We start from the raw sequence: 22,043 nt of genomic DNA on the forward strand, positions 1-22,043 counted from the left end.
CCCCCCCCCCCCCCCCCCCCCCCCCCCCCCCCCCCCCCCCCCCCCCCCCCCCCCCCCCCCCCCCCCCCCCCCCCCCCCCCCCCCCCCCCCCCACCACACCCCCCCCCCCCCCCCCCCCCCCCCCCCCCCCCCCCCCCCCCCCGGCGGCGTACGGACTACGAGTGCGTACGCAGCAGCGTGCGCATCGTCCGCATGGCCACCGACAGGTTCGCCAGGTCGAAGGCGTCGGAGCCCTGGATCTCCTCCAGGGTGGTCCTGGCCCGGCCCAGGATCGCGGCGTTCTTCTCCTCCCACGCCTTGAAGCGCTGCTCGGGAGTGGCGGAGCCGTTGCCCACGGCCAGGATGTCGGCCGTCAGCGCGGCGTGCGCCGCGTACAGGTCCTCGCGGATGGAGGCCCGCGCCATGGACTGCCAGCGGTCGTTGCGCGGCAGCTCGATGATGCGGTCCATCAGCTGCGTGATCCGCAGCCGGTCGGCGAGGTCGTAGTACACCTCGGCGACGTCCAGCGGATCCCGGCCCGTGCGGTCGGCGACGGCGACGATGTCGAGCGCGGGGAAGGCCGAGGAGAACCCGGCCACGCGCCTGGCCAGCTCGTCCGGCACCCCGGCGCTGGTCAGCTCCTCGCGGATGCTCTCGTACCACTCCAGGTCCGAGCCCCGCACCAGCTTGGGCAGCGCCCCCCACACCCGCGTGACGCCCTCGCCGAAGAAGCTGACCGTCTCGGCGAGCTGCAACGGCTGCGGCCGGTTGTTGAGCAGCCAGCGCGTGCCGCGCTCGACGAGGCGGCGGCAGTGCAGGCGGATCCGCGTCTGCACATCGGCGGCCACCACGTTGTCCAGCGCCTCGACGGCGTCCCACACCTCGCCCAGCTCGAAGATCTCGCGCGCGGCGAGCTGCGCCCGGACGATCTCCTCCAGGGAGGCACCGGTCTCCTCGCGAAGGCGGTGCAGGAAGGTCGAGCCGCCCGAGTTCACGGTGTCGTTGACCAGGACCGTGGTGATGATCTCGCGGCGCAGCGCGTGCCCGTCGACCTGCTCGGGGAACTTCTCCCGCAGCGCCTTGGGGAAGTACGCGTGCAGCAGCCGCCGCAGATAGGCGTCGTCCGGCAGCGAGGTCTGGATCAGCTCGTCCGCCGTCACGATCTTCGTGTACGCGAGGAGCACGGCCAGCTCGGGCTGGGACAGGCCGCGCCCGGAGCCGAGCAGCTCGCGGATCTGCCGGTCGGCCGGCAGGAACTCCAGGGAGCGGTCCAGGTGGCCCTCGCGGCTCAGGCGCCGCATGAAGCGCTGGTGGGCGTGGAGCAGCGAGGGGGCCTCGAAGACGGAGTTGGCGAGCGCCGTATTCTGCGCGTAGTTGTTGCGCAGGACGAGCTGGCCGACCTCGTCGGTCATCTGGGCGAGCAGCTTGTTGCGCTGCTTGACGGTCATGTCCCCGGCCTGCACCACGGCGTTCAGCAGGATCTTGATGTTCACCTCGTGGTCGGAGGTGTCCACGCCCGCGCTGTTGTCGATGGCGTCGGTGTTGATGCGGCCGCCGGAGCGGGCGAACTCGATCCGGCCGAGCTGGGTGAGGCCGAGGTTGCCGCCCTCGCCGACGACCTTCACGCGCAGGTCGGCGCCGTTGACGCGGATGGCGTCGTTGGCCTTGTCACCGACGTCCGCGTGCGACTCGGTGGACGCCTTCACGTACGTGCCGATGCCGCCGTTCCACAGCAGGTCGACCGGCGACTGGAGGATGGCCTGCATCAGCTCGGCGGGCGTCATCTTGGCGCCGCCGGTCTGGATGCCGAGGGCCTCGCGGATGTGCGCGTTGAGCTGGATCGCCTTGGCCGAGCGCGGGAAGATCCCGCCGCCCGGGGAGAGCAGGTCCTTGTTGTAGTCGGCCCAGCTGGAGCGCGGCAGCTCGAACAGGCGGCGGCGCTCGGCGTACGAGGTGGCCGCGTCCGGGTTCGGGTCGATGAAGATGTGCCGGTGGTCGAAGGCGGCCACCAGGCGGATGTGCTCGGACAGGAGCATGCCGTTGCCGAACACGTCGCCGGACATGTCGCCGACGCCGACGACCGTGAAGTCCTCGGTCTGCGTGTTCACGCCCAGCTCGCGGAAGTGCCGCTTCACGGACTCCCAGGCGCCGCGCGCGGTGATGCCCATGCCCTTGTGGTCGTAGCCCGCGCTGCCGCCGGAGGCGAAGGCGTCGCCGAGCCAGAAGTTGTAGCTCTCGGCCACCTCGTTGGCGATGTCCGAGAACGTCGCCGTGCCCTTGTCGGCCGCGACCACGAGATACGTGTCGTCCTCGTCGTGGCGCACCACGTCGGCCGGGGGGACGACCTCGCCCGCGACCAGGTTGTCCGTGATGTCGAGCAGCGCCGAGATGAAGATCTTGTAGCAGGCGACGCCCTCGGCGAGCCACGCGTCGCGGTCCACCGACGGGTCGGGCAGCTGCTTGGCGACGAAGCCGCCCTTCGCGCCGACCGGCACGATCACGGTGTTCTTCACCATCTGCGCCTTGACCAGGCCGAGGATCTCCGTACGGAAGTCCTCCTTCCGGTCCGACCAGCGCAGACCGCCGCGCGCGACCTTGCCGAAGCGCAGGTGCACGCCCTCGACGCGGGGCGAGTACACCCAGATCTCGTACGCCGGACGCGGCGCCGGCAGGTCCGGGATGGCCTGCGGGTCGAACTTCATGGAGACGTACGAGTGCGGCTTGCCGCCCCCGGCCTCCTGGAAGAAGTTGGTGCGCAGCGTGGCCTTGATGACGGTGAGGAAGGAGCGCAGGATGCGGTCCTCGTCGAGCGAGGCCACCTGGTCGAGGGCCCCGTCCAGCTCTTCGAGGAGGCCGTCGGTCAGCTCGGTGCCCGCGCGCTGGCGCTCCGGCGACATCCGGGCCTCGAAGAGGGAGATGAGCAGGCGCGTGGTGTGGACGTTGTTGCGGAGGGTGTCCTCCATGTACTCCTGGCTGAAGGTGGAGCCCGCCTGGCGCAGGTACTTGGCGTACGCGCGCAGGACCGTCGCCTGGCGCCAGGTCAGTCCTGCGCGGAGCACGAGCGAGTTGAAGCCGTCGACCTCGGCCTCGCCGGTCCAGGCGGCGGCGAAGGCCTCCTGGAAGCGCTCGCGGCCGTCGTCGCCCAGGTAGTCGCCGCTGCCGTTGCCCAGCTTGGGCATGCGCAGGCCGAAGTCGTAGATCCACGCGTTCGTACGGTCCGCGCAGCGCAGTTCGTACGGACGCTCGTCGGTGACCTCCACGCCCAGGCGCTGGAGGACGGGCAGGACGGCGGAGAGCGAGACCTGGCCGCCGGAGCGGTAGATCTTGAAGCGGCGCTCGTCGGGGGCGGCGCCCACCGGCTCGTACAGGCTGAGCGCGAAGTCCTTGTGGCCCTGCTGGAGCTGCTCCAGGTGGACCAGGTCGGCGACGGCGGCGCGCGGCGTGTGGTCCGCCTTGTAGCCCTCGGGGAAGGCGCCCTGGTAGCGGCGGAGCAGTTCGGCCGCGCGCTCCTCGCCGCACTCGGCGGTCAGCGCCTCCGCGAAGCCGTCGGCCCACGAGCGGGCGGCCTCCACCAGGCGGGACTCGATGCGCTCGACGTCGGCGTCGGAGAGCGCGGGGACCTCGCCGCCCTTGGGCACGCGGACCACGAAGTGGATGCGGGACAGGATCGACTCGGTGTTCCACGCCGTGAAGTCGACGCTGGCGCCGTTCAGCTCCTCCTTGAGGATGTCGATGATCCGCAGTCGTACGCCGGTGGTGTAGCGGTCGCGCGGCAGGTAGACCAGGGCCGAGTAGTAGCGGCCGTACACGTCCTTGCGCAGGTAGAGCCGGAGCCGGCGGCGCTCCTGGAGGTACAGGACGCTGGTGACGATCGCCCGCAGCTCGTCGGGGGGCGTCTGGAACAGCTCGTCGCGCGGGTACGTCTCCAGGATCTGGAGCAGGTCGCGGCCGTCGTGGCTGTTGGGCGAGAAGCCCGCGCCCTTGAGGACCTCGGCGACCTTGCGCCGGATGACGGGCACGCGGCGCACCGACTCGGTGTACGCGGCGCTGGAGAAGAGGCCGAGGAAGCGGCGCTCGCCCACCACGTTGCCCTCGGCGTCGAACTTCTTCACGCCGACGTAGTCGAGGTACGACGGCCGGTGGACGGTCGCGCGGCTGTTGGCCTTCGTCAGGACGAGCAGCTTGTGCTCGCGGGCCTTGGCGCGGGCGTCGGCGGGCAGCCGGTTGAAGGACGGGCCGCCGGGGTGGTGGTCGTCGCCGCTGTGCTTGGGGTCGGAGCGCAGGATGCCGAGGCCGGTGCCGGGCACGGCGGTGAGGGAGTCCTCGTCCGTGAGGTCGTACTCGCGGTAGCCGAGGAACGTGAAGTGGTCGGCGGCCAGCCAGCGGAGCAGCTCGCGGGCCTCCTCGACCTCCCCCTCACGGACGTCGGACGCGGTCGGCTCGGCCGGCAGCTCCTCGGCGATGCGCAGCGCGGAGTCGCGCATCTTCTCCCAGTCCTCGACCGTCTCGCGGACGTCGGACAGGATGCGCAGCAGGTCGGTGGTGATCTGCTTCAGGTCGGAGCGGTCGGTCTCGCGGTCGATCTCGACGTGGATCCACGACTCGGTGAGCGTGTCGTGCGGCTTGTCCGCGCCCGCCGCCTGCGCGGGCAGCACCTCGAGGAGCTTGCCGGTCAGGTCGCGGCGCACGATGACCTGCGGGTGGATGACGACGTGGATGCCGCGGCCCTGCCGCGACAGCTCGTTCGTCACGGAGTCGACGAGGAAGGGCATGTCGTCGGTGACGACCTCGACGACGGAGTGGCTGCACGTCCAGCCGTTCTCCTCGACCGTCGGCGTGTGCACGCGGACGTTCGCGGTGCCCTGCGGGCGGTTCTCGGCGAGGCGGTAGTGCGAGAAGGCGGCACCGAAGACGTCGACCGGGTCGCGGTCGCTGAGGTCCTCGGGGGCGGTGTGCAGGTAGTAGCGCTGGAGGAACGCGAGCACCTTGTCCTGGTCGGCCTGGGCGGCCGGGTCCGAGCCGGACCCGCCACCGCCCTTCGACCCGGTCGGTGCTCCCGTTGGCAGGCGCCCCCCGACCGGGCTGTTCTCAGCTACCCGGGCGGCCCGCGCGAGCAGCTCGGCCTTGGCTTCGTCCAGCTTGGTCTGCATTGTCCTCTGACTCCTGTCGCGCGCCGTTGCGTGACGTAGAAGGAAGTGATGTGACGTAACGCCGCGACGCGGGGTCTCCGGTCGTTGTCGACGTTATGCCGCGATGAGCGATGAGCGGGCGGGATTCCGCCATTTCCGGGGTGATCGTTGACCGGTCCTGGCGGTCGCGCCGGCCGCGCTGTCCGCACCGCGGGAAAACGTCAGCGCGGCGCCCGGCACGGATGTCCTCCGTGCATAGCGGGCGCAAGGCGGAGGCGGCGGTGCCTCCGCGGGATATCGCGCTGATCACGGGTCAAGGCTATCGCCCCGCACCGGGAACTCGTCATGAGCCGTATGTGTACAAAACCTGGGCTCGAAGTTTGACAGTCTGCACAGTCCCGGCCCCCTGGGTCCCCGTGCGGCCCGGGAGGCCCTCTTGGCAAACGTCCTCGCCGGATGCACGTTGGCCGGGACGGGCGCCACGAGGCGGCCGAGCAGGGGAGCGAAGCCATGGCAGCCAAGATCCTGATCGTCACCGGTGACGCGGCGGAGTCACTGGAGGTCCTCTACCCGTACCAGCGACTGCGCGAGGAGGGGTACGACGTCCACATCGCCGCCCCGGCCCGCAAGAAGCTCCAGTTCGTGGTGCACGACTTCGAGCCGGGCTTCGACACGTACACGGAGAAGCCGGGTTACACCTGGCCCGCGGACCTGGCCTTCGCGGAGGTCGACCCCGGGCAGTACGTCGCCCTCGTCGTCCCCGGCGGGCGGGCGCCCGAGTACCTGCGCGGCGACCCCGAGCTGCGCAAGATCCTCAAGGCCTTCTTCGACGCGGACAAGCCGGTGGCGCAGATCTGCCACGGCCCGCTGCTCACCGCCGCCGTCGGCGGCCTCGCGGGCCGCCGCGTCACGGCCTATCCGGCCCTGGAGATCGACATGCAGACGGCCGGGGCCACCTTCCAGGACGCGGAGGCGGTCGTCGACGGCACGCTGGTCTCGGCACGGGCGTGGCCGGACCACTCGCGCTGGATGCGTGAGTTCCTCACGGTCCTGAGGGCGAAGGCACCGGTGACGTAGGCCGCGATTCCGTCCTCGCTGTGGGCAATCGTCCCGCAGGGCGGGACGGGTGGGCACAGCACCGAGGCGCCGAGCAACCGTTGCGGCAGGGCCTCGGCCCGGGGGCCTGGGGGCTGGGGCCCTGCGGTCTGGGGGCCTGGGGGCCTGGGGGCCTGGGGGCCTGGGGGCCTGGGGGCCTGGGGGCCTGGGGGCCTGGGGCCCTGCGGTCTGGGGGCCTGGGGGCTAAGCCACCAGGCTCTCCGCGCGCTCCACCGCCTCGCCGAGGGAGTCCACGACGGGCACCCCCGCGACCTCAAGGCTGCGCCGGCTGTGCGACCCCCCGGTGTACAGCACGGCCTGCGCCCCCACGTGCGCCGCCGCCACCGCGTCGTCCACCGCGTCCCCGATCACGACGATCCGCGCCACGTCGATCTCCTCCAGCGCCGCGAGATGCCGCACCATCCGCTCGGCCTTCCCCGTGTGCGACGCGTCCGTGCGCCCGTCGATCCGTACGAAGCGCTCGGCGATCCCGTGCCTGCGCACCAGCGGCACGAGCTGCTCGTGCGGCGCCAGCGAAAGCAGCGACTGCGTCCGCCCCGCGGTCTGCCGCGCGGCGAGCAGCTCCGCGGCGCCATCGGCGAGGGCGCACGCGTCCACCCGCGTCCCGTAGTGCTTGTGGAAGACGGCGTCCATCATCAGCCACTCGTCCTCCGTGGGCAGCCGGCCCATCAGCCGCTCGTAGAACCGCGGCACCGGCACGCAGTACAGCTCGCGATACCGCTCGAGCGTGATCGGCTCCAGGCCTATCTCGACGAACGACGCGTTCGTCGCGTCGATCACGGCGTGGATGTCGTGCAGAAGTGTCCCGTTCCAGTCCCAGACGATGTGGGCCCCGTGCCGCAGCTTCCCCATGCCCAAGACCGTACCCGGCCCCACTGACAGCACCGCCCCCACGGCCCCCGGAGGCCGGCCGCCCCCGCTCAGACCTGCGGCCCGACCAGGTTGGGGATCTCCTGCGTCGCGTACCAGAGCAGCTCGTGGTCCTCCGCGCCGTCCACGACGAACTGCGCGTCGTCGTCGCCCTGGTCCGCCGCCCCCAGCGCGTCCGCCGCCGCCGTGACGTCCTGCCGCGCGTCGTCCGCGTCCACGTGCACGGCCGCCGCCTTGGCCAGCGGCAGCGCGCCCGCGATCCGCACCTCGCCGAGCGCGCCCGCGTCCAGGCCCCGGTCGGGGTCGGCCACGGCGGCGCCGTCCGGCACGTCCGCCGCGAGGACGACCCGGCGCCGCGCGGTGCCGGGCTCACCCGCGAGCAGCCGCAGCGAGGCGAGCGCGGCCCGGTTGAGGGCCGCGTACTCCAGCTCCTCGATGTCGTCGGACACGTACCACTCGCGCAGGGCGGGCGTCACGGCGTACGCGGTCAGCGGCCCGGGCCCCACCTCGCCCGCCTCGTGCGCCTGCGCGAGACGGGGCAGTGTCAGGGGTACGTACACGCGCATGTCTATGGCCGCTTTCGTAGTCGCGAAGGCTCGTGGCAGGGGCCTTCAGGATACGTGCGCGCGTCCCCCTTCGAGGTGCTGCCCGAGCCCGCTGCCGCGTCCACCCCGGTCCGGCCCGTCACCCGCGCCGGCCCCGTGGCCAGGGGGCTCGGGCCCCCTCCGCTCACCCTGATGAGCGAACCGGCAGGGCGCGGCGGGCGACCCCTCGGGAACGTTGCCACGGCCGCCCTCGCCCCCGTACAAGATCCCAGTGAAGTTACCCCTCGGTATCCCACGATTCCGGGGGCCCTCGGTGTCCCGGGGCCCTGGGTGTCCCACGATCCCGGGGGCCCGTCCGCTGCCGCTCCCCTACGGAGGCCCAGCCGTGCCCCAGTCCCCCACACCGCCGCCGGTGGCCACCGCGCCCGCCGTGCCGAAGGTCATGACCCGGCCCCGCCGCCCGGCGAGCACCCGCCCTGCCGCGTCCCGGCCTCCGGCGGGCCGGCCGCCCGGGCGCCCCGATCCACGCCGCCCCGGCTCCCGGTCGCACCGCGTGCCCGCGCAGCCGCCCCCACACCCGGCGGAACTCTTCACGGAGCTGCTGTTACTGGTACTGAGCGGCCAGCGCCCGGTCCACGCGGTGGCCCGGCACATCGCCCACACCGCCTACGACGACCTGGTCCGGCTCGCCGAGCTGCTGCCGCTGCGCACCGTGGGCGGCCACCGGCCCGCCGTGCGGCGCGTCGGCCACTACGAGGTGCGGCCCGGCGTCTTCGAGGTCTTCGCCCGCGTCGGCGCGGGGCCCGCGCTGCGCGCCCTGGCCTTCCGGCTGCACCGGGGCGACGACGAGCGCTGGCGCTGCACGGCCGTGGAGGTCGACAGCGGCGCGGGCCGCCGGAGGTGACCCCGGAGGACGCCGAAGGGCCGGGCGCCACCGGCACCCGGCCCACACTCGGTCCGCGCCCTCGGGGACGCGCTCGGCGGTTACTTCTTGCGGCGCCGGCCGCCCTTCTGGGCCTTGCGGCGCTCCGCGCGCGTCATGCCGTCGCCAGCTGCGGCCGTGCTGCCCGTGGGCTCGCCGGAGGTCGTGAAGTCGCCCTCGTCGACACCGCCCTCGGCGTTCGGCGCCTGGAAGTGCAGGCGGTCGGGGCGCTGCGGGGCGTCCAGGCCCTTGGCGCGGATCTCCGGACGGGCGGCCCCGGCCGGAACCGCGTCCTGCGCGCCGTCCTTCGTCAGGGACGGCGCGGTGTCCGCCACCGGGACCTCCTCGACCTGCTGCTCGACCTGGACCTCCAGGTTGAACAGATAGCCGACGGATTCCTCCTTGATGCCGTCCATCATGGCGTTGAACATGTCGAAGCCCTCGCGCTGGTACTCCACCAGCGGGTCCTTCTGCGCCATGGCACGGAGGCCGATGCCCTCCTGGAGGTAGTCCATCTCGTAGAGGTGCTCGCGCCACTTGCGGTCGAGGACCGACAGGACCACGCGGCGCTCCAGCTCGCGCATGATCTCGGAGCCGAGCTGCGCCTCCCGGGCCTCGTACTGCTGGCGGACGTCTTCCTTGATGGCATCGGCGATGAACTCGGCGGTCAGGCCCGCGCGGTCGCCGACCTCGTCCTCCAGCTCCTCGATGGTGACCTTCACCGGATACAGCTGCTTGAAGGCGCTCCAGAGGCGGTCGAGGTCCCACTCCTCCGCGAAGCCCTCGGCGCTCTCCGCCGCGACGTACGCGTCGATGGTGTCGTCCATGAAGTGCTGGACCTGCTCGTGCAGGTCCTCGCCCTCCAGGACGCGGCGGCGCTCGCCGTAGATGACCTCGCGCTGGCGGTTGAGGACCTCGTCGTACTTGAGGACGTTCTTACGCGTCTCGAAGTTCTGCTGCTCGACCTGGGACTGGGCGGAGGCGATGGCGCGCGTGACCATCTTGTTCTCGATCGGCACGTCGTCCGGGACGTTCGCCATGGACATCACGCGCTCGACCATCTGGGCCTTGAACAGGCGCATGAGGTCGTCGCCGAGCGAGAGGTAGAAGCGGGACTCGCCGGGGTCGCCCTGACGGCCGGAACGACCGCGCAGCTGATTGTCGATGCGGCGGGATTCGTGCCGCTCGGTGCCGAGGACGTAGAGCCCGCCGAGTTCCTTGACCTCTTCGAACTCGGCCTTGACCGCCTGCTCGGCCCGCTCAAGGGCGGCGGGCAGCGCGTGCGCCCACTCCTCGATGTGCTCCTCGGGGTCGAGGCCCTGCTGGCGCAGCTCCGCCTCGGCGAGGTCCTCGGGGTTGCCGCCGAGCTTGATGTCCGTGCCACGACCGGCCATGTTCGTGGCCACGGTCACGGCGCCCTTGCGGCCGGCCTGGGCGACGATCGTCGCCTCGCGGTCGTGCTGCTTGGCGTTCAGCACCTCGTGCTGGACGCCTCGCTTGGAGAGCTGCTGCGAGAGGTACTCGGACTTCTCGACCGAGGTCGTGCCGACGAGGATCGGCTGGCCCTTCTCGTGCTTCTCCGCGATGTCGTCGACGACGGCGGCGAACTTGGCGACCTCGGTGCGGTAGATCAGGTCGGACTGGTCCTTGCGGACCATCGGCCGGTTCGTCGGGATCGGGACGACGCCGAGCTTGTAGATCTGGTGGAACTCGGCGGCCTCGGTCATGGCCGTACCGGTCATGCCGGAGAGGCCGGGGACTTCCTTGCCCTCGTGGTCCTGGCGCTTGTAGAGGCGGAAGAAGTTCTGCAGGGTGATCGTGGCGAGGGTCTGGTTCTCGTCCTTGATGTCCACCCCTTCCTTCGCCTCGATCGCCTGGTGCATGCCCTCGTTGTAACGGCGGCCGGCGAGGATACGGCCGGTGTGCTCGTCGACGATCATGACTTCGCCGTCGATGACGACGTAGTCCTTGTCCTTCTTGAACAGCTCCTTGGCCTTGATGGCGTTGTTCAAGTAGCCGACGAGCGGGGTGTTCACCGACTCGTAGAGGTTGTCGATGCCGAGCCAGTCCTCGACCTTGGCGACGCCGGACTCGTGGATGCCGACGGTGCGCTTCTTCTCGTCGACCTCGTAGTCCCCGGTCTCCTCGATGCCCTTGAGGGGCTCGCCGGGCTTGCCCTTGGTGAGGCGGGTGACCAGCTTGGCGAAGTCGCCGTACCACTTGGTGGCCTGGTCGGCGGGGCCGGAGATGATCAGCGGCGTACGCGCCTCGTCGACGAGGATCGAGTCGACCTCGTCGACGATCGCGAAGTTGTGGCCGCGCTGGACCAGCTCGTCCTTCGACCACGCCATGTTGTCGCGGAGGTAGTCGAAGCCGAACTCGTTGTTCGTGCCGTAGGTGATGTCGCAGTTGTACATCTCGCGGCGCTGCGCGGGCGGCATGTTCGCCAGGATGCAGCCGACGCTCAGGCCGAGGAACTTGTGGACGCGGCCCATCATTTCGGAGTCGCGCTCGGCCAGGTAGTCGTTGACCGTGATGAGGTGCACGCCCTTGCCCGAGAGCGCGTTCAGATACGCGGGCAGAGTGCCGACCAGCGTCTTGCCCTCACCGGTCTTCATCTCCGCGACGTAGCCCATGTGCAGGGCCGCGCCGCCCATGATCTGCACGTCGTAGTGGCGCTGTCCGAGGACGCGCTTGGCGGCCTCGCGCACGGTCGCGAAGGCCTCCGGCATGAGGTCGTCGAGCGTTTCGCCGTCGGCGTAGCGCTCCTTGTACTCCGTGGTCAGCGCGCGCAGCTCGGCGTCGGAGAGGACCGTGAAGTCCTCCTCGATGGAGTTGACCTGGTCCGCGATGCGGTGCAGCTTGCGCAGGATCTTGCCTTCGCCTGCACGCATGATCTTCGAGAGGACGGACACGGGGGTTGGTCTCCTTGCCGGTCGGGCCTGGCACGGTCGGTTGTACTCGTCGGGCAACGGCCATCGTATGCGAGGACCCCGCCACGCCGGGAGGTCTGCCAGTACGTCAACGCCCGGCCGCCCCGGAAGGTGCCGTATACCGGACCATTCGACGACGAATCCGCCCTCCGCTGAATCCCCTGGGGACAGCTGCGGCTCGCTTTGTGGGGGACCTCCCCCCAGGGTGGGCTCTCGGGAGCGAGCCTCCCGAAGGCAGACCCTCCGGAACGACCACCCGGCAGCAGGCCACCCGAGGACGGGCCCTCCGAAGCGGCCCCCGGCAGCGGACTCTCAGGCGCAGCCTCCCTCCGGGAGCAGGCCACCCCAAAGCGGACTCTCCGGAGTGAGCCACCTGATGGCCGACTCTCCCGAGGAGGCCTGCCGGGAGTGCGCCTCCCGAAGGTGGACTCTCCCGAGCGGAGCGGACTCCCGGCGGCAGGCCGCTCAAGGGTGGGCTCTCGGGTGCGGGTCTCCCGAAGGCAGGCCCTCGAAGCGGGCCGCCCGGGGGCGAGCCTCCAAACCGCTGGCGCCGCTCGGGGCACCCCGAGCAGAATCGGCCGATGGAGCCCGTCACCCTCACCACCGAACGCCTGCTGCTGCGCACCTTCACGTCCGCCGACACGGACGAGGTGTACGCGGCGTGCCAGGACCCCGACATCCAGCGCTGGACGACCATCCCGTCGCCCTACGCGCGCGTGGACGCCGAGGGCTTCACCGGCCGCATGGTCCCCGACGGCTGGCGCCACGACATCGAGTACACCTTCTCCGTACGCCCCCGCGCGGGCGGCCCCCTCCTGGCCGCGACGAGCCTGCACCACCCGCGCGCGGGCAGCTGGGAGATCGGCTTCTGGACCGCCAAGGAGCACCGGGGCCAGGGCTACATGACGGAGACCGTCCAGGCCATGGCCCACTGGGCGTTCACGCGCCTCGCCTGCACGCGCCTGGAGTGGCGGGCCGAGGTGGGCAACAAGGGCTCCCGCGCGGTGGCCGAGAAGGCGGGCTTCACCATGGAGGGCACCCTCCGCGCGGCCCTGCCCAACAAGAACACCCTCCGCGACTGCTGGATCGGCGCCCTCCTGCCCACGGACATCGGCCTGCCGTCCCAGCAGCAGTATCTGCCGACGGCGAACTGACCGACGAGCGCCCGGCGGACCCTCAAGCCCCCTCCAGCACACGCAAAGGCCCACCCGGTCCCGCGCTGTCAGACCCTCCCCCTATCGTTCCGACCATGACCGAGCCCACCCGCACCCCGCCCCCCGAGGCCACCCTCACCGCCGACGAAGCCCGCCGCCTGGCCCTGCGGGCGCAGGGCTTCCTCGGCGCCCCCGACCGCAAGGCAGGCGTCCGCGGCGTCCTGCGCCACCTGGGCGCGGTGCAGCTCGACACGATCTCGGTCCTGGCCCGCTCCCACGAGCTGATCCCGTACGCGCGCCTGGGCGCGGTGGGCCGCAAGCAGGTCGAGTCGGCGTACTGGGGACCCGCGTCCCCCGGGGCGCCCGCGTCCCGGCCCCACGCCTTCGAGTACTGGTCGCACGCCGCCTGCGTCCTGCCCATCGAGGAGTGGCCCCACTTCGCCTTCCGCCGCCGCGCCTACCGCGCCCGCCCGCACTGGCACCACGACCTCCCCGCCGGCGCGTACGACCAGGTCGTCAAGCAGCTCCGCACCGAAGGCCCCCTCACGGCCACGGAGTTGGGCGGCGCGAAGAACAAGGGCGAGTGGTGGGACTGGTCCGACTCCAAGATCGCGGTGGAGCGCGCGCTGATGTACGGCGAGGTGGTGTGCGTCGAGCGCCGCGGCTGGAAGCGGGTGTACGACCTCGCGGAGCGCGCCGTCCCCGACGACCTGCTCCACGACGACCTGGACGACCTGGAGTGCGTGCGCCGCCTGGTCCGCCTAGCCGGCCAGGCCCTCGGCGTGGGCACGCGCGCGGACATCGCGGACTACCACCGCCTCAAGGGCGAGCAGTTCGACGCGGCCGTCGCGGACTCGGGCCTGGTGCCGGTGGCGGTCGAGGGCTGGGACAAGCCCGCCTGGGCGGACCCCGAGGCCCTCGCGACGCCTCCGCGCGGCCGCCACCGCACCACGCTCCTTTCGCCCTTCGACTCCCTGATCTGGGAGCGGGCCCGCACGGAGCGGATCTTCGGCTTCACCCACCGCCTGGAGGCGTATGTGCCGAAGCCGAAGCGGATCCACGGCTATTTCGCGATGCCGGTCCTCGCGGGCGGCCGTCTCGTGGGCCGCGTCGACCCGGCGCGCGAGGGCAGCACGCTGGTCGCCAAGCAGGTGTCCCTCGACGGCCCCAAGGCGGTGCCGTCGGTCGCTCAGGCGCTTCTGGAGGCGGCGGAGTGGGTGGGCTGCGACGCCGTGCGCGTGGAGCGCGTGGCGGACCGCCCCGAGCTGACGGCCGAACTGGTCCGAGCGCTGTCCTGAGGCTCCCCCCGGCCGCGGCCCCACGCCGCGGCCACCGGCGCCGACCAGATCAGCGGCACAGTGGCGCAGCAGTGCAGCGGCGCCGGCCAGGTCAGCAGTGCAGCGGCGCCGGCCAGGTCAGCAGCGCAGTGGCGCCGGCCAGGTCACCGGATCTCGAGGATCTTCTCCCGCATCGCGTACACCACGGCCTCCATCCGCGAGTGCAACTGGAGCTTCTCCAGGATGTTGCGCACGTGGTTCTTCACGGTGTTCTCGGAGATGAACAGCTCCTTGGCGATGTCCCGGTTGTTCATCCCCGTGGCCACCAGCTTGAGGACTTCCAGCTCCCGGTCGGTCAGCCGGGGCGCCGGCACGAGTCGCCGCTCGTCCGTGCGCTGGATCATCGACTTGAACTCCGTGAGCAGCTTCGACGCCATCGACGGGCTGATCTGCGACTGACCGTCGGCCACCGCGCGGATCGCCGTGGCGACCTCGTCGGTGGAGATCTCCTTGAGCAGATAGCCGGTGGCGCCCGCCTTGATCGCGTCGTAGAGGTCGGCCTCCTCGTCGCTGATCGTCAACATGATGATCTTTGCGCTGGGGGCCACCTCCTTGATGGAGGTGCATGCCTCGATGCCGCCGCGCTTGGGCATCCGGACGTCCATGAGCACGATGTCCGGCAGCAGGTCCGCGGCCTTGTCGACCGCCTCCGCGCCGTCACCGGCCTCCCCGACCACCTGGATGTCCTCCTCTGCGGCGAGGACGATCTCCAGGCCACGGCGGAAGAGCGCGTGGTCGTCCACCACGAGGACCCGGATGGGCTCCTTGCGCGGGGCGCCCGCGTCCGTGCCAATGCCGATGCCGTCCCCGGCATCCTCGTTCCGCATCGGTCCGAAGCTGTCCGCCATCGTTCCTCCCCCTGAAGGCCAGGGCCAGTGTCTTGCCGTGGCTGCACCAACCCTAGGCAGGGTCAAGCGGGTTGGGCCGTCGGGCACATGATTCCATGCCCGGCGCCCGAGCCGTGCGCGCAGTGGTCGCACGGGGGTGCCCCTGGGGGCGCACACGCGCTCCAGGGGCACCGGCCTACGCGCTCCGTGAGGGGGCGTCAGCCACCGAGGGCACTGCCTCCACCGGCTGACTGCGCCTGGGTGACCATGGGGTCCGTGTTGAGGTGGATCACGCCGTAGTCGTAGGCGTGCCGCCGGTAGACGACGCTCGGTTCCTTGGTCTCGGAGTCGATGAACAGGTAGAAGTCGTGGCCGACCAGCTCCATCTCGTAGAGCGCCTGGTCGAGCGACATGGGGGCCGCGACGTGTGTCTTCTCGCGGACCACGAGGGGGCCTTCGCCCTGGATCTCCAGCGAGCCGATCCTGGTGGTCGGCACGCCGTCGGGCTCTTCGTCGTGGGCCAGGGTGCCGTCCCCGTTGAGATGCGCCGCGTCCGGCACGCGGTTGGCGACCTCGGCGGCGGTGAGCCTGCCGGTGCCTCGCCTGTTGTGCCGCTTCTCGTGCTGCTTGCGCAGCCGGGCTTCGAGCTTGGCGGTCGCCAGGTCGAGTGCCGCGTACGGATCCGATGCCGAGGCCTCGGCCCGGATCACGGGTCCGCGCCCGCGGACGGTGATCTCCACACGGTCGGAACGGTCGGCCTGACGCGGGTTGGTTTCCTTGGACACCTCGACGTCGAGGCTGATCACCTTGCCGTCGAGCTTCTGGATCTTGTCCAGCTTCAGCTTCTCGGCCACGTGCTTGCGGAACCGCTCGGGCACCTCGGTCTTGCGGCCCTTGACGACGATGTCCACGCAGAACTCCGTTCCCGGATCGCTCCGCTGCTTCGGCGGAGCTGCTCCCTTTTGCACCAGGCTCCGGCAACTCCCGGAGCCTCGGACTCGGTGACTTCCACCTCCTCCTCCCCCGTGGGCAAGATCTCCACCCACCGGCCCCGGGTGATTGCGGAAAACCCATGGACCGGCATTCCGATATGCGAGGAAGCGCCGAGCGCTACTCCTCACAACCGAACATATCTCGCCCGGACGGATGTCGTCACCCTCTACTGAGACGTACCTCCATTCGGGTGTCTTAGCCCTCCCACTACCTGCAACGATGAAACTTCTCAGTCAGTTCCGGTTTATTTCGAAGGAATCCGGTGAAGCCGCCACGACTGCCGCGCTGACCCTCTTTGCGGTGCCCTTTGCCCCGGCTACCAGGGCATTAGCGGTCACGCCCGCGGCAGCCTTCCCCTTGCCGTGGCTTGGCTGGTTCTCTATCTGGTTCTCCGCCCCGTTCCGTGCCCGGCGCCTGGTCGAGTGCGCTCGGTCGTCTCCTTCCCCGTGTACGCCGTCTACGCCACCCAATGCGCGTGTCGCCTCCGCGAGTGAGGCACCGGTCGTCATGAGGTCGTCCACCACGACGACGTGCCCCGCGTCTCGCAGCAGCGGTCCCGCACCGGGCACCACCCCCAGCGCACCCGACAGATTCGCCCGGCGCTCACGGGAGTTGAGGCCGGCCTGGTCGGCGACGGGCCGCCGCTGCCGCAGCGCACCGAGCACCCGCGCCAGGACCCCGTGGCGGCGCAGCTCGCCCGTCGCCGCCAGGGCGATCCGCCGCACGGGGTCGTGCCCCCGCGCCCGCACCGCGCGCCCCGCGGACGGCACCGGGACGAGCAGCACGGAGGCCGCACCGGCGGCCCCGGCGACCGCCCCGCACACCCCGCCCACGCCGCCGCCTGGCCTGCCTGCGACGCTTCCCCCGTCGTACGCCAGCGAGGCCCGCACCGCCCCCGCCAGCGCCTCGCCGAGCGGCCCGACGAGCGCCAGCGCGCCCCTTTCCTTGTGCGCGAGCAGGGTCGCCCGCACCGCTTCGTCGTACGCCGCCGCCGCGTGCACCACCGGAAGGCCCGCCGGCTCCGGCACCGGCCGCACCCTGCGCGGCACGGCCCCGCACAGAGTGGCCCGGCACCGCGCGCACAGAGCCACCCGAGGCGTCCCGCAGCCTCCGCACTCGGCCGGCAGCACCAGATCCGTGAAGTCCTGCCACCACCCCCGCATGTCCACCACTGTGCCAACGCGCGGGCCGCCCTGCCACCCCTGTGGATAACCCCCTGTGGATAACGGCGCGCACCTCAACTGGGCTGCGACAACGCGTCTTTGAACCGGCCGAAGCGTGCGCCGGGCGCCGCTTGCGCCGACAGCCGCGTGCCCGGACCCGCCGCTCGCACCGGCCACCGCGAGCACGGGCCACCGCGCGCACGGGCCACCGCACGCGCTCTGCCACCACTGTCCGAGCTGCCGCACGCACAGCCCACCGCAAGCCCGAGCGGTCGTACGCACAGGCCACGGCACACACCGGCCACGGCACGCAGATCACGGCGCGCACAGCTCACGAACGCACCGGCAACCGCCCCGGCAAGGCCCACCCCAGCACCCGCCCAAGCGGTACCTCACCCGGCATAGAGCGGCACCTCACCCGGGATAAACCGGCCCCTTCCCGTCCTTGCCCACGGTCTGCCACTGCGCTCCCGAGGGCAGCCGCACGATGCCGTCATCGGAGTGCGCGAGCAGAGGCTGCGTCTCGTCCTCGGAGGCAGCGATCTCCTTGACACCGGTCAGACCGGGCAGGGTCGCGCCCGCGCGCGCCGAGCCGTCGCACTGGACGTACCGCATCTGCTGCACGCCACCGGACTCGCGGCCGACCACGACGAGGCGGCTCGGGCCCGCCCAGGACATGGCGGTGACCTCCTCCATCTGCGGCGCGGCCTCGCGCGGCTCGACGACGGAGATCTCCGGTCGCCCGCCCTTGCCGTCCGAGCGCTCGACACGGCCGATGCGCAGCGACGTCTTGTCGCCCTTCTTCACGAGCAGCGCGATGCGCACGCCGTCGGCCGCCACCCGGACCGCCTCTATGCGCCCGTCCAGGCCCGAGACGCCGACCTGCACCGGCTCGCCCGTGCCCTGGTCGAGCCAGAGCAGCCGCGGACGCTTGCGGTCCCGGTCGGCCACCCACAGGTCGCCCCGGCCGTCCCAGCTGGGTGTGGACAGGCCCTGGTCCGGCGTCTTGCCCCGCGAGCGCAGCTCGGGCCCGCCGAGCGAACCGCCGACCAGGGACGCCGTGTACAGCCTGTGCCCGTCGGCCGACACCCCGGCCGCGCGCACCTCGTTGCGCGACACCGCGACCGACTGGAGTTCCTCCTCCGGCTGGCCGAACGGCCCGGACACCGGCTCGGGCTTGGCGTTGCTCCCCGCGTTGCCCGGCATCCGCACCAGGCGCTGCTTGTCGTCGACGAAGTACTGGTAGGCCGGGTGGTTCGTGCTGCGGGGCGACGCGACCGTCCCGGCCCGGTCCTTGCCGAGCACGCACAGCTGCGAGCCGCCCTCGCGCTGGAGTTCCACCTGCTCCACGCCGGACGACGCCAGGTCCTGGAGGGTGAAGAGCAGCTGGGCGGCCATCTCGGTGCACCGCTCCTGGCCGACCCGGCCGCCGCGCCCGCTCAGGGGCACCACCAGCTTGTTCTTGTCGTCCGGCGCCAGCGAACCGGCGTCCCGCGCGAGCCTCGTCCCGGTGTCGAACCGCGAGGTGACCACTGGTTCGAGCCAGTGCGTCGGCCCGTCGAGGAGCGACTTCACCGTCTCCGTCAGCGGGTCGATGCGCTGGCGCACGTAAATCGGGTCGGCGACGAGCGCCTTGGGGCCGCCGTCGCGGTTCCCCGCCCCGGGCTCGGCGAAGTAGTACTTGTTGACCGCTTCGTAGTTCCGCTCGAAGTCCGACTCACCGAGCACGACGCCCTTGGGCAGCCGATCGATGCGCCACACCCGGCCGTTCTGCCCGTTCTGCTGCGACAGGTGCACGGTCTGCGCGTACGACTTCTCGTCGGGCACGTACGCGTGCTGCTTGTTCACCGTCGCGACCTGGCGTCCGGTCAGCGAGTACGTCCTGCCGCCGCCGCTGTCGTTGCCCAGGTTGTCCGCGACCGTGTTCGGGCCGTCCGCGAGGACCGTGGTGGAGTGCTCCGGGTCCCAGGCCGCGGACGCTTCCTTCGTGAGGTACTTGCGCGCGATCGTGAAGTCCGGATCGTCGCTGGTCAGCGCCTCGAGGAAGCCCTGGACGATGTCCACGGCACGCGCGTTCTCGGACGGCGGGATCGCGTACACGCGCACCTGGGACTGAGAGTCCGGGCGCTGTGAGGCGTCGACCTTCTTCAGATTGCCCTCGTCGGGCATGGACGCGCACCCGGCGAGCAGCACCGCACCCGCGGTGAGCGCGACAGCGGCCCGCAATCGACGTCCGTTCGGTTCAGCGCGCACGCGAGGCTCCCTCTTCCTCGTCGGCACCAGGGCCGCCGTTCCAGCTCGCGTCCGGCCCGCCGCCGCCCGCTCCCGGCTCGTCGTCCTGCTCCGCCGGCGGTACGTCCTGGTCCGTTCCCGGCCCCGGTACGTCGCCGCGCGGCTCCCCCGTCAACTCGTCCCCGGGCACCACGTGCTGGCGCGGCACCACGCGCGCGCCGTTGCCCGGCAGGGCCGCGGGGTCGACGTCCACGGCCGCCGCCTGAGCGAGCCGCGGCGCGATCGGCGCCTTCGCGGGCACGGGCGGAGGCACCTGCTCCGGCTGGTGCGGCACGGTGGCCCGCTTGCCGCCGCCCCCGCGCGGAAGGCCCGCGGCGTCCCGGTCGCGGTGGCGCCGCGAGTCGTCGGGCTCCAGGGGTATCGGCGAGCCGCGCAGGACCTCGTCGGCCGTGCGCGGCAGCGTGAGCCGGAACTGCGAGCCGCCGCCCGGCTCCCCCCAGGCCTGCAACCAGCCGCCGTGCAGCCGCGCGTCCTCCAGGGCGATGGACAGGCCGAGGCCCGTACCGCCGGTGGTACGCGCGCGTGCCGGGTCGGCCCGCCAGAAGCGGCTGAAGACGCGGGTCGCCTCGCCGGGCTTGAGCCCGACGCCGTAGTCCCGCACCGCGACGGCGACCGCGCCGCCCGCCGCCGCGAGTTTGACGACGACGTCCTGGCCCTCGCCGTGCTCCACGGCGTTGACCACGAGGTTCCTGAGCACCCGCTCCACGCGCCGGGCGTCAGCCTCGGCGACCACGGGCTGCTGGTCGCCGACCACCCGTATGCGGGTGCCCTTGCGCTCCGCGAGCGGCTCGGCGCCACCCACCACGCGGCGCACCACCTCGCGCAGGTCTATCGGCTCGGCCTCCAGGGCCGCCGCGCCCGCGTCGAAACGGCTGATCTCCAGGAGGTCGGCGAGCAGCGACTCGAAACGGTCCAGCTGATCGGCGAGCAGCTCCGCGGAGCGCGCCGTGACCGGGTCGAAGTCGACGCGCGCCTCGTGGATGACGTCGGCCGCCATCCGCACGGTGGTCAGGGGCGTGCGCAGCTCGTGCGACACGTCGGACACGAACCGGCGTTGCATCCGCGACAGCTCCTCCAGCTGCTGGATCTTCAGCTGGAGGTTCTGCGCCATCTTGTTGAAGGCCTCGCCTAGGCGCGCGATGTCGTCCTCTCCTGTGACCTTCATGCGCTCCTGGAGACGCCCGGCGGACAGCCGCTCGGCGATGCCTGCCGCCATCCGTACGGGCGTGACGACCTGGCGCACGACCAGCCAGGCGATGGCACCGAGGAGCACCACCACGAACAGGCCCGCCGTCGCGAGCGTGCCGCGCACCAGCCGCATCGACTCCTCTTCCTGCGTCAGCGGGAAGAGGTAGTACAGCTGGTACGAGTCGCCGTTGAGGTCGTTGAGCTGCTTGCCGATGACCAGCCCGGCCTGCGAGGCGCGGTGGTCGATGAAGTTGATGCGGGTGTTGCTCTGGTAGGCGAGCGTGCCGTCGCCGACCTTCTCGCGCACCTCTTCGGGCACGCTCTGGATCGGGTCCACGCCCCCGGAGGCTCGCGGTCCGCGCACACTGCCGACGTCACCCGTGGTGGAGCTGAGCGTCACTACGTAGAACGCGTTCTGCCCACCGCTCGCGAGCTGTTCGGCCAGCTCCGACATCCACACGGCCGCGTTCTGCGCGGTGGGGCCGTCCGAACCGTCGCCCTGCGGGGAAGTCGGACGCGCGGTGTTGGCCTTCTCCTGGGCGACCTTGAAGCCGCCGTCGGCCTGGCTCTGGGAGGCGTTGACCTTCGCCTTGAGCAGGCCGTTGCTCACCGAACTCATGACGACGAAGCCGAGCAGCAGCACCACGCCGAGCGACATCAGGAGGGTCGTGACGACGACCCGCAGCTGGATGTTGCGCCGCCACAGCCGCATGACGGGCAGCAGCGGCCGGCGCACCCAGCGCGTGAAGAGCCGCAGCACGGGGCTGCCCTGCACCCCGCCCTGCAACATCAGGCCACTGTCGACGAGGGCCCCGAACCGGGACCCTCGCCGTGGCGGCCGCACAGTCCGCCCCGGACGGGCTCCCGGGTCGCCGGGCGCCGGAGCGGAACTGTCCTTGGACACGTCAGCTCGGCCCGGCCTTGTAACCGACGCCACGGACGGTCACCACGATCTCCGGCCGCTCCGGGTCCCGCTCGACCTTGGAGCGCAGGCGCTGCACATGCACATTCACCAGGCGGGTGTCGGCGGCGTGGCGGTAGCCCCACACCTGCTCGAGCAGCACCTCGCGCGTGAACACCTGCCACGGCTTGCGGGCAAGCGCCACCAGGAGGTCGAACTCCAGCGGCGTCAGCGCGATGGACTGCCCCTCCCGCTTCACGGAATGCCCCGCCACGTCGATGACCAGGTCACCGATGGCCAGCTGCTCCGGCGCGGGCTCCTCGGAGCGACGCAGGCGCGCCCGGATGCGGGCCACCAGCTCCTTGGGCTTGAACGGCTTGACGATGTAGTCATCAGCCCCCGACTCGAGACCGACCACCACATCCACGGTGTCGCTCTTGGCGGTGAGCATGACGATCGGCACTCCGGACTCCGCCCTGATCAGACGGCACACCTCGATGCCGTCCCGACCGGGCAGCATCAGATCGAGGAGCACCAGATCCGGCTTGGCCTCCCGGAAAGCCGCCAACGCCTTGTCGCCATCTGCCACGAACGACGGCTCGAAACCCTCACCACGCAGCACAATCCCGAGCATCTCGGCCAGTGCGGTGTCGTCGTCGACGACAAGGACTCGTCCCTTCATGCCTGACATCAT

At 71.6% G+C, this 22,043-nt stretch carries 14 protein-coding genes; 4 read left to right on the top strand and 10 right to left on the bottom strand.

Translation table 11 applies throughout. From position 1 onward, the window contains the following. Nucleotides 1–155 precede the first annotated feature (155 nt). Entirely contained in the window at nt 156–5,129 is a 4,974-nt protein-coding gene (locus AC07GB_RS38780) for an NAD-glutamate dehydrogenase (RefSeq protein WP_478854109.1), read from the bottom strand. A 489-nt stretch (nt 5,130–5,618) separates the two neighbouring features. Here AC07GB_RS38780 and AC07GB_RS38785 point away from each other — a divergent pair, with 489 nt between their 5' ends. Beyond that, a complete protein-coding gene (locus tag AC07GB_RS38785) occupies nt 5,619–6,185 on the top strand; it encodes a DJ-1/PfpI family protein (protein WP_478854111.1) in 567 nt (188 codons plus the stop codon). 222 nt (nt 6,186–6,407) lie between these two features. Here the strand turns inward: AC07GB_RS38785 and AC07GB_RS38790 are convergent, their stop codons facing one another. Both AC07GB_RS38790 and AC07GB_RS38795 read right to left on the bottom strand, forming a co-directional pair. Beyond that, nucleotides 6,408–7,076 (bottom strand): HAD family hydrolase, encoded by a 669-nt coding sequence (locus AC07GB_RS38790; RefSeq protein ID WP_478854113.1) that lies wholly within the window; start codon nt 7,074–7,076, stop codon nt 6,408–6,410. Nucleotides 7,077–7,144: 68 nt separating this feature from the next. Further along, the gene (locus tag AC07GB_RS38795) at nt 7,145–7,660 is read right to left on the bottom strand and encodes a DUF6912 family protein (protein WP_478854115.1); all 516 of its coding nucleotides are present in this window, start codon (nt 7,658–7,660) and stop codon (nt 7,145–7,147) included. 364 nt (nt 7,661–8,024) lie between these two features. Here AC07GB_RS38795 and AC07GB_RS38800 point away from each other — a divergent pair, with 364 nt between their 5' ends. Beyond that, nucleotides 8,025–8,543 carry an Rv3235 family protein gene (locus AC07GB_RS38800; RefSeq protein ID WP_478854117.1) on the top strand — a complete coding sequence of 173 codons (519 nt, stop codon included), beginning with the start codon at nt 8,025–8,027 and terminating at the stop codon, nt 8,541–8,543. An 80-nt stretch (nt 8,544–8,623) separates the two neighbouring features. Here the strand turns inward: AC07GB_RS38800 and secA are convergent, their stop codons facing one another. Then, a complete protein-coding gene (gene secA / locus AC07GB_RS38805; protein ID WP_478854119.1) occupies nt 8,624–11,476 on the bottom strand; it encodes a preprotein translocase subunit SecA in 2,853 nt (950 codons plus the stop codon). A gap of 599 nt (nt 11,477–12,075) precedes the next feature. On the opposite strand from secA, the gene AC07GB_RS38810 reads away from it, so the two are divergent. Then, on the top strand, nt 12,076–12,648 hold the full coding sequence (locus tag AC07GB_RS38810; protein ID WP_478854121.1) for a GNAT family N-acetyltransferase: 573 nt from the start codon (nt 12,076–12,078) through the stop codon (nt 12,646–12,648). A 95-nt stretch (nt 12,649–12,743) separates the two neighbouring features. Further along, nucleotides 12,744–13,946: a winged helix-turn-helix domain-containing protein gene (locus AC07GB_RS38815; RefSeq protein WP_478854123.1), complete on the top strand. Its 1,203-nt coding sequence runs from the start codon at nt 12,744–12,746 to the stop codon at nt 13,944–13,946. Nucleotides 13,947–14,089: 143 nt separating this feature from the next. On the opposite strand, the gene AC07GB_RS38820 is transcribed toward AC07GB_RS38815, so the two are convergent. The 6 genes from AC07GB_RS38820 to mtrA form a co-directional block, all read right to left on the bottom strand. Beyond that, nucleotides 14,090–14,833: a response regulator gene (locus AC07GB_RS38820; protein ID WP_030686988.1), complete on the bottom strand. Its 744-nt coding sequence runs from the start codon at nt 14,831–14,833 to the stop codon at nt 14,090–14,092. Nucleotides 14,834–15,030: 197 nt separating this feature from the next. After that, nucleotides 15,031–15,723 (bottom strand): ribosome hibernation-promoting factor, HPF/YfiA family, encoded by a 693-nt coding sequence (hpf, locus tag AC07GB_RS38825; RefSeq protein ID WP_478854125.1) that lies wholly within the window; start codon nt 15,721–15,723, stop codon nt 15,031–15,033. A 315-nt stretch (nt 15,724–16,038) separates the two neighbouring features. Next, complete coding sequence (locus AC07GB_RS38830; protein WP_478854127.1) at nt 16,039–16,968, bottom strand: ComF family protein; 930 nt, start codon at nt 16,966–16,968, stop codon at nt 16,039–16,041. A 414-nt stretch (nt 16,969–17,382) separates the two neighbouring features. Continuing rightward, nucleotides 17,383–19,221, bottom strand: a complete 1,839-nt coding sequence (locus AC07GB_RS38835) for an LpqB family beta-propeller domain-containing protein (RefSeq protein ID WP_478854129.1) — start codon at nt 19,219–19,221, stop codon at nt 17,383–17,385. Further along, entirely contained in the window at nt 19,211–21,352 is a 2,142-nt protein-coding gene (gene mtrB, locus AC07GB_RS38840) for an MtrAB system histidine kinase MtrB (protein WP_478854131.1), read from the bottom strand. Before mtrB ends, AC07GB_RS38835 begins: the two co-directional genes overlap by 11 nt. Nucleotide 21,353: 1 nt before the next feature. Beyond that, nucleotides 21,354–22,043, bottom strand: coding sequence for a two-component system response regulator MtrA (gene mtrA, locus AC07GB_RS38845; RefSeq protein ID WP_198502768.1), 690 nt, complete (start codon nt 22,041–22,043; stop codon nt 21,354–21,356).

It is taken from the genome of Streptomyces sp. NPDC045778 (assembly GCF_056431945.1).